This is a genomic window from Vibrio sp. V43_P6S15P86, from assembly GCF_009904725.1.
Classification (GTDB): Bacteria; Pseudomonadota; Gammaproteobacteria; order Enterobacterales; family Vibrionaceae; genus Vibrio; species Vibrio diabolicus.
Genome location: NZ_WXWT01000125.1, coordinates 1 through 8,197, shown reverse-complemented (window position 1 = coordinate 8,197; position 8,197 = coordinate 1). Strand labels below are relative to the sequence as shown.

General features: G+C 44.4%; 11 protein-coding genes. 5 read left to right on the top strand and 6 right to left on the bottom strand.

Annotated elements, in window-relative coordinates:
• The coding region (locus CAG69_RS05610; RefSeq protein ID WP_272925879.1) for a UDP binding domain-containing protein at window positions 1-438 on the top strand (438 nt) is incomplete at its 5' end.
• A 95-nt stretch (window positions 439-533) separates the two neighbouring features.
• Here the strand turns inward: CAG69_RS05610 and tpiA are convergent.
• Window positions 534-1,304, bottom strand: a complete 771-nt coding sequence (gene tpiA / locus CAG69_RS05605; protein ID WP_104971202.1) for a triose-phosphate isomerase — start codon at window positions 1,302-1,304, stop codon at window positions 534-536.
• Between the two features lie 269 nt (window positions 1,305-1,573).
• On the opposite strand from tpiA, the gene CAG69_RS05600 reads away from it, so the two are divergent.
• From CAG69_RS05600 to CAG69_RS05590, 3 genes are all read left to right on the top strand, one after another.
• Window positions 1,574-1,921 (top strand): 5-carboxymethyl-2-hydroxymuconate Delta-isomerase, encoded by a 348-nt coding sequence (locus CAG69_RS05600; RefSeq protein ID WP_005397960.1) that lies wholly within the window; start codon window positions 1,574-1,576, stop codon window positions 1,919-1,921.
• 216 nt (window positions 1,922-2,137) lie between these two features.
• Window positions 2,138-2,560 carry a DUF805 domain-containing protein gene (locus tag CAG69_RS05595; protein ID WP_012841178.1) on the top strand — a complete coding sequence of 141 codons (423 nt, stop codon included), beginning with the start codon at window positions 2,138-2,140 and terminating at the stop codon, window positions 2,558-2,560.
• A 206-nt stretch (window positions 2,561-2,766) separates the two neighbouring features.
• Window positions 2,767-3,060 carry a GIY-YIG nuclease family protein gene (locus CAG69_RS05590; RefSeq protein ID WP_395219149.1) on the top strand — a complete coding sequence of 98 codons (294 nt, stop codon included), beginning with the start codon at window positions 2,767-2,769 and terminating at the stop codon, window positions 3,058-3,060.
• Here the strand turns inward: CAG69_RS05590 and CAG69_RS05585 are convergent.
• From CAG69_RS05585 to glpX, 3 genes are all read right to left on the bottom strand, one after another.
• A complete protein-coding gene (locus CAG69_RS05585) occupies window positions 3,054-3,404 on the bottom strand; it encodes a DUF3135 domain-containing protein (RefSeq protein WP_139060144.1) in 351 nt (116 codons plus the stop codon). The two genes, CAG69_RS05590 and CAG69_RS05585, sit on opposite strands and share 7 nt — an antisense overlap.
• A 160-nt stretch (window positions 3,405-3,564) precedes the next feature.
• Window positions 3,565-4,185 (bottom strand): helix-turn-helix transcriptional regulator, encoded by a 621-nt coding sequence (locus CAG69_RS05580; protein ID WP_109168731.1) that lies wholly within the window; start codon window positions 4,183-4,185, stop codon window positions 3,565-3,567.
• A gap of 558 nt (window positions 4,186-4,743) precedes the next feature.
• On the bottom strand, window positions 4,744-5,751 hold the full coding sequence (glpX, locus tag CAG69_RS05575; RefSeq protein ID WP_005383180.1) for a class II fructose-bisphosphatase: 1,008 nt from the start codon (window positions 5,749-5,751) through the stop codon (window positions 4,744-4,746).
• A 348-nt stretch (window positions 5,752-6,099) separates the two neighbouring features.
• Between glpX and zapB the strand changes: the two genes are divergently transcribed.
• Window positions 6,100-6,342, top strand: a complete 243-nt coding sequence (gene zapB / locus CAG69_RS05570; RefSeq protein WP_005379536.1) for a cell division protein ZapB — start codon at window positions 6,100-6,102, stop codon at window positions 6,340-6,342.
• A gap of 138 nt (window positions 6,343-6,480) precedes the next feature.
• Here zapB and rraA read toward each other — a convergent pair whose 3' ends face one another.
• The gene (gene rraA, locus CAG69_RS05565; RefSeq protein WP_025631518.1) at window positions 6,481-6,984 is read right to left on the bottom strand and encodes a ribonuclease E activity regulator RraA; all 504 of its coding nucleotides are present in this window, start codon (window positions 6,982-6,984) and stop codon (window positions 6,481-6,483) included.
• A gap of 76 nt (window positions 6,985-7,060) precedes the next feature.
• Window positions 7,061-7,978 carry a 1,4-dihydroxy-2-naphthoate polyprenyltransferase gene (locus CAG69_RS05560; RefSeq protein WP_005397953.1) on the bottom strand — a complete coding sequence of 306 codons (918 nt, stop codon included), beginning with the start codon at window positions 7,976-7,978 and terminating at the stop codon, window positions 7,061-7,063.
• Window positions 7,979-8,197 lie beyond the last annotated feature (219 nt).

The following is an 8,197-nucleotide window of genomic DNA, read 5'->3' as shown; positions in this document are numbered from 1 at the left end:
AACCCTTCGTTTGGATATGGCGGTTATTGTCTGCCAAAAGATACCAAGCAACTTCGTGCAAACTATCAAGATGTCCCAAACAGTATTATTGGGGCCATAGTGGAAGCCAATCGAACTCGTAAAGACTTTATTGCTGAGTCTATTCTCAAACGAGAACCTAAAGTGGTTGGGATATACCGTTTGATAATGAAAGCTGGCTCAGATAATTTCCGCGCTTCGTCTATTCAAGGTATTATGAAGCGTATCAAGGCAAAGGGCGTTGAAGTGGTGGTGTATGAACCAGTACTTCAGGAAGACGAGTTCTTTAACTCACGTGTAATCAACGATCTGAATGAGTTTAAACAAAGCGCCGATGTGATTGTCTCTAACCGTATGGTTGAAGAACTTACTGATGTGGCTGATAAGGTGTACACGCGAGACCTATTTGGTAGTGATTAGACTTTAGTTACGATGATCGTGTGTAATCTAATACACAAACAAAAAGGGATGCATGATGCATCCCTTTTTTATTTCTACTCTGAGTAAAAACGAGATTAAGCTTTTGCTTTAGCCGCTGCTTTAGCGATTGCTGCGAAGCTTTTCGCGTCTAGAGAAGCGCCGCCAACTAGAGCACCGTCGATGTCTGGTTGTGAGAAGTAAGCTTGAGCGTTTTCTGGCTTAACAGAGCCACCGTATTGGATGATTACTTGTGCTGCAACTGCTTCGTCTTTCGCTGCGATTAGTGCGCGGATAGAAGCGTGGATGCGTTGTGCATCTTCAGCGGTTGCTGCTTTACCAGTACCGATAGCCCAGATTGGTTCGTAAGCGATGATTGCGCCGTTTAGAGCTTCAACACCGTAAGTGTCGATAACTGCGTTGATTTGACGTGCACATACAGCTTCAGTTTCGCCAGCTTCGTTTTGCGCTTCAGATTCACCGATACAGAAAACAGGAGTTAGGCCGTTTTCTTTTAGGAAGTTGAATTTCTTCGCGATGAACTCGTCAGATTCGTTGTGGTATTCACGACGCTCTGAGTGACCGATGATGATGTGAGTAGCACCGAAATCTTTCAGCATTTCTGGAGACATATCGCCAGTGAACGCACCGCTGTTGTTTAGGTCAGTGTTTTGAGCACCTAGGATGATCTTGTTACCGCCTTCAGCGATTACGCGCTCTGCTAGGTCGATGTAAAGTGCTGGTGGAGCGACTGCTACGTCAACACCTTCAACGCCTTCAAGCTCAGCGTTAAGACCAGTTAGCAGCTCAGTTACCATTGCTTTGCTGCCGTTTAGTTTCCAGTTACCCATCACTACAGGACGACGCATAGGAAAATCTCCCTTATCTTTAATGTAAATAGTCAATTAATGTAAAAAATCTACGTAGGAATATAACAGAATAATGTGAACAGATCATGATTGGCGTCATGTCTTGTCCGGCTTTCTTTACTGATTCGACCAAGCATCGATTCTGTTATTTTTGTCAAAAGCAATCGATTGGTGATCACGTAGACAGAATGATAGTTCATTCCTCGGAAATTGCTGCTGAGATTGGTATTACTACGCGCTGGAATTAATAGTTGTAGAAAGGAATCAAAATGCCAAATCTCGTTTTAGAGTATTCAAACTCGGTGGAAGAGCGTGTCAATGTTCAGGGGTTGCTGGAGGATTTACATAAAACGGCGTTAGAGAGTGGCCTTTTTGAGCTCGCGTCAGTGAAATCTAGAACGCTCCGGTGCCACAATTGGTTAATTGGGGAAGAGGGCGATAGCCTCGACTTTATCCATATCAACTTTGATTTGCTATCTGGCCGTTCCCAAGAGCAGAAGCGGGAACTGTCACGAGCCTTGATGGCGACACTTCAAGAGCAAGCCAGTCACGTGCACAGCTTAACGGTCAATATCCGAGACATGGACGTAGACAGCTTCCAGAAGGTAGTGAATTAGGTTGAATCGAGTTTCTTGAGAGTAGCAAGCAGGTTACGCATCGTGAGGTACAAGGAAACTGAAAGCTAATAGGCCTTATCGAGTGTTTGTCGTTGCTTCAGCTTAGCCTCGCTCTGCTTGTTGTAACGGCGCTGTTGGCGCTTACACTGCAGGTGTACTTTCCAAACCATATCGACTCGGCTAATCTATAACCTTTCTATTTTGGGGTAAAATTTGATGTCGACTAAAGAGTTACTGTTTTCTTTTCAAGGACGTATAAACCGTAAAACCTACTGGATTTGGAACGTCATTTACTATGTATCTATTCTAGGTTTTGGTGCTGGAATCAGTAAGCTATTTCCTACTTTTTCCTATTTACTTCTCCCTATTTTCTTGGTGATTTTGTTAATCCCTGATTTGGCGATCACCACCAAGCGTTGGCATGACCGCAACAAATCAATCTATTGGCTAGCACTGAATATTCCGCTGATTATCGGACGAATCGCTACGCCAATGACCAGCCCTGTTGCACAAGAGCCGTCGACACCGCAAATGTTCGTTGCATCCATTTCTCTGATTTGTGGTTTATGGATTCTAATTGAATGTGGCTTCTTAAAGGGGACATCAGGACCAAACCAATATGGCCCTGAGCCTGAGTGATCGCTTTAAGTAACGTGCGCGCTGAAAGTAGATTCTGAGTCTCGCTAGAATGACGAACTCCTTTGATCTAGAGCTTGCTATTATAACCGTCATTCTGAACAACGAGGTACGAGCGTGATTCAGAATCTACGCACAGAGCGGTCCGAGTTTGGACTGAGCGAGTGAATTACAATGGAAAAGTAAAAGCGAATAATGAAGGAGAATGAATCATCGATAGGACACCTTGCGTTTATATCCTAACGTCAAACAACAACGCCGTTCTTTACATTGGTGTTACCAGTCAGCTGCCTCAAAGAATATGGCAGCATAAAAACGGAGTAGTTGAGGGATTTACCAAGAAATACAACGTTCATAAGCTCGTTTACTTTGAGTTATTCGAAGATATGGCAACTGCCATAAACCGAGAAAAGCAGCTCAAGCAGTGGAAGCGTGAGTGGAAGTTAGCCTTGGTAAGAGAAACGAACCCTAACTTTCTCGATCTATCTACAGAGTATCAGTAAAAATCATCCCTACCTTTAAATGCCTCTAAGCTAACCACATCCGCTTTTTGAGTCGGTGCCGTTTCCCCTTGTAGCGCCGCTCTGAACTTCACGACCTGTTTTTGTAATTCGTTCATCAATACCACATTGGTGTGATGAGGGTTTTTACACGTGCTGATGACCCTATCGATGTGGCTTTGCTGAGCCCACAGTCTTTCTTGCATGTTTTCTGATGCGCTTTCGATCATCTCTTTTGCCATTTCATGACGAAATTGCTCAAAAGCTTCTGGGTCTCGCTCAGCCATTCGAACCATTTCATCGAATGGCGGAAGCGTTTGAGAAGGGGAGTGACGTAGAGTAGACATCGATGCTCTCCAAATCCTTATGGAAATTGCCTTTAGTTACTAAAAGCCTATACCACTAGAAAGAGGTGAGAGGATGAATTCTTCAGCCGTCTCACTTATAAGAGAAGCTTTCAAGCTTGAGATTGAATAAGTGCGGCATGTCGATGTTTGTTTGTGGTGGTTACTGCAGTTGTTGGATGCGGTACACGCAGCGTCTTTGACCGCTGATGATATGCTCGGTGCGCTCTATTTTGGTGTCACGTCCAAGCAAAGACTGAAAGACGCTCAATTCCGATTGGCACAAGCTTGGGCAGCGAGTTGCGGCTTTACAAATCGGGCAGTGATTTTCGATCAAGATAAATCCGTTCTCATCTTGCTCAAGCTCGGCCATATAGCCTTCTTGTTCTCTTAGTGTCACAAGAGTTTCTAGTTTGCTTTGCAGAGAGTTGCATTGCTCAAGGTGCTGACGATAACTTTGTAACGTGAGTTTTTCCCTTTCTGATGTGACTTTTTCCAGTCCATCTTTGCCAAAGATATGTTCGACAGCTTCTATAAACTGAATGGTCAACTCACCGTGACGATCAGCAAATTGCTCATGACCTTTTTGAGTGAGAGACCAATGGCGAGCGGGGCGACCCACTTTGACTTTGACGTCATGAATAGACAGGATGCCATCATCTTCTAAACTCTGCAGGTGCTGACGCGCCCCCATAGTTGTCATACCCAGCTCAGAAGAGAGTTGTTTTGCAGTGACGGAACCATCACGCTTAACGATTTGCAATATCCTATCTACGGTCTTCATATACCCACCATTTATACGTCAGTACATATTATGCGCGATAGGGTTAGTAAAGAAAAGTGTTGACTTAGTTTGAGTGGGGATCTGTTGGGTCTATGTTCATGCGAACCAATATATATCGCCACTCTGAACAGCGAGAAACGAGTGTGCTTCAGAATCTATCGTTCGGTTGTGCAATGGTTATGGTGAGAGGGAGAGAATAGGAGTTTGCTGTTATTAGTATTAGATTCTTAGTCTCGCTGGAACTCGCTAGAATGACGAGTTCTTTTGATTTAGAGCTTATTAAAGTCACCGTCATTCTGAACAACGAGGAACGGGGTGATTCAGAATCTATCGCCCGGTTGTGTAGTTGTTAAGGTGGGATGGAAAGAGCAGGAGTTTGTTGCTATTGGATTCTTAGTCTCGCTGAGGCTCGCTAGAGTGACGAACTCTTTTGATTTAGAGCATGCTGTGGTGACCGTCATTCTGAACAGCGAGGGACGAGCGTGATTCAGAATCTATTGCTTGGTTGTGCGGAAAGAAAGGCTCACACTCAGATTGAGCGAGAGCCTCGAGAAATGCTTAAAGAATAATATCACGCACTTCTGGATCTTTACGATCTAGGTAGTGAGTCGACTTAATGCGACGAATAGTACGGCATCGACCACGCACGAGCAGCGTTTCTGTGGTTGCGATATTGCCTTGGCGAGAGATGCCTTCTAGCAAGTCACCTTTAGTGATGCCTGTAGCTGAAAATACCACATTGTCGCTACGGGCCATGTCTTCCATTTTGAGGACAACATTCGCTTTGACGCCCATTTCATCACAGCGTTTTAGTTCGTCTGCGCCGTAAATGCGGTTTTCTTCAGTATCGCCTTTTACTTCATGACGAGGAAGTAGACGACCGTGCATGTCACCGTCTAGCGCTCGAATCACCGCGGCTGATACGACCCCTTCTGGCGCGCCGCCAATACAGTACATCATGTCCACTTCACTGTCTGGCATACAAGTCAGAATAGAGGCAGCCACATCACCATCAGGCACCGCAAAGACACGTACGCCCATTGCTTGCATTTCTGCAATAACGTCATCGTGGCGAGGTTTCGCAAGGGTAATAACGACTAAGGTATCAAGTGGTTTGTTCAGGGCTTTTGCTACGTTCTCTAGGTTCTCTTTTAACGGCTTTTCTAAGTCAATCACGCCTTTTGCACCAGGGCCAACAACCAGTTTTTCCATGTACATATCTGGCGCTTTAAGAAAGCTGCCTTTCTCACCTGCGGCAAGTACGGCTAGTGCGTTTGATTGTCCCATTGCCGTCATACGCGTCCCTTCAATCGGGTCGACTGCAATATCTACTTCATCACCACCAATACCCACTTGCTCACCAATGTATAGCATTGGCGCATCATCGATTTCACCCTCACCAATGACAATTTCACCACTGATATCTGTTTTGTTCAGTAGGGTGCGCATAACTTCAACAGCTGCGCCATCGGCTGCATTTTTATCGCCACGGCCAAGCCATTTGTAACCAGCCAAAGCTGCACCTTCAGTCACACGGGAAAATGCCATTGCTAAATCGCGTTTCATGATGTCTCCAAGTAAGCAAGAGGGAAGAAGAATTTGCGCGGCGATTCTATCACAACGTAGGGTAAACGTTTGCCTTTTTGCGGAGCTTTTACTTTATCTAGCTTGAATTTGATCAATACTTAGGGCGATTTTCAGCGTGGGGGGAGGCAAAATCCTTGCTCAAAAATGCTTCGGCGATAAGAAAAGTCAGCGTTTAGTGAGATTGCGCCGATTTTTTGACCGAATGATGCGAAATATCGAATATAGTGAGTGTTTCTCATCGCGACGCTGAGTAGAATGAACCTTATATAGGTTAGGTGTGCATCAATCTCGCACATCGTCCCAACGGAATAACATAGGTAGGCCAAGATGTCTTTTGAAGTACTAGAACAACTAGAATCTAAAATTCAAACTGCAGTTGACACAATCACTCTTCTTCAGATGGAAGTCGAAGAGCTGAAAGAAGATAAAGCAAAACTTGCGGAAGAAGCGAACGAGCTTCGCTCTCAACGTGAAGAGCTAGAGCAAAAAGCACAGCAAGCACAACAAGAGCACGCACAATGGCAAGAGCGCATTCGTGCACTACTTGGCAAAATGGACGAAGTGGAATAATCCGGCTTCTTCATTCCAAATTAAAAACACCCGCGTTAAGCGGGTGTTTGTGTTTTGGGGAAGTAGGAAATCTTTGGACAAGCTCTATGCCTGATAGCCAAGACAAGGTCCTATAACTTAGGTACCTAAGACTCGTTATTATTCTTCATCCAACTCTAAATCAATATTCAATGGTTCAGGCGACAGGATAATTCCGGTGCTATCGGCATAAATATAATCTTCAGGTAAGAAGCTGACGCCGCCAAAATTGACTGGTACATCTAATTCGCCAATACCCTGGCTGGTCGCTCCAACAGGAATAGAGGCGAGGGCTTGAATGCCTAAGTTCATATCTTCAAGTTCATCTACTTCACGAACACAGCCGTAAACGACAATGCCTTCCCACTCGTTTTCTTCCGCAATAGTTGCGATTTCTGCATCGATAAGGGCTTTACGTAGGGAACCGCCACCGTCAATTAACAAAACGCGACCAAGTCCATCTTGCTCTAATGTCTCGCGGATCAACGAATTATCTTCAAAACACTTGATGGTGGTGATTTGCCCGGCAAATGAAGCGCGACCGCCAAAATTACTGAACATTGGTTCAACCACATCTACCTGATCGAGGTAGATATCACAGAGTGCTGAGGTATTGTATTCCATAGCGTACCTTTCTAAACAGAAATTGGTTGTCTTTGAGTATATCTAGGCATTAAGTCAATGCAATGACAATCCTTTTTTAACTTACTAGAGTTTGAGCTACCACAATTGTTGCAAACAAAACGTTGGTGACTAAAGAGCATTTCACGATGACTGGCATCATTGGTGCTATCTGAGCGGGCTTTTGTGTATGCCAAACCGCTTTACCATGATCGGCCACGAAATAAATACTAAGTAAAAATGGCAAGCTAATCCAAACGGGTTTGTCTTGAATTAACAAGTAAGCCGCAAAGGCAAGAATAGCACCGCCAAGTAAAACAAAGTGGTACTGCTTGGCTTTGCGTTGACCCAAACGCACTGCGACCGTGCGTTTACCACACTCTCGGTCGTTCTCTATATCACGCATATTGTTGATGTTGAGTACTGCAACGGCGAGTAAACCGCAGCCTAGAGCAGGTAAGAATAGCGTGGTATCTACGTGACCAGTATGCAAGAAATAGGTACCAGATACGCCGAGTAAACCAAAAAACAAGAAAACTGAAATATCGCCAAGCCCCACGTAACCGTATGGTTTGCTACCCATGGTGTAAGCAATCGCCGCGAGGATGGCTAAAATTCCCAGCCCGATAAACGTCACAATGCTTTCCAGTGAGCTTAGTGAATAGAAAACTAACACTAAGCCAGAAATGGCGGTCAGAACGATGTTAAAGATAATCGCCTGTTTCATTTGTTTCGCACTTACCGCGCCAGACTGCATCGCTCGTAATGGGCCAAGGCGTTTGTCGTTATCTGTACCTTGAACGGCATCGCCATAGTCGTTTGCCAGGTTGGACAGAATTTGCAGCAACGTCGCGGTTACGAAAGCCATGATGGCAATTGTCAGTGAAAAATGACCCGCCGAGTAGGCGAGTACGCTACCCGTTAAGATAGAGACTAATGCCAGAGGTAATGTTTTTGGACGAGCGGCTTCAAGCCAGATCTGTAGAGATTGTTTCATGGAAATTTCGTGCTAGTAACCAATGTGCCCAGTATAGACATAAATTTTTATGTACACTATTAACTTAAATCAAATAGAAGACGATTAAGTAAACTAATATGAGTATTAAAAGCAATACAGCGAGGTTCCTATAGCCTTAAGAATTCATTATTTATGAGTGATTCTATAACTTTATTTCTTTTCATGTTTTTTGAAATTGATATAGCTTTAAGTTTTTCA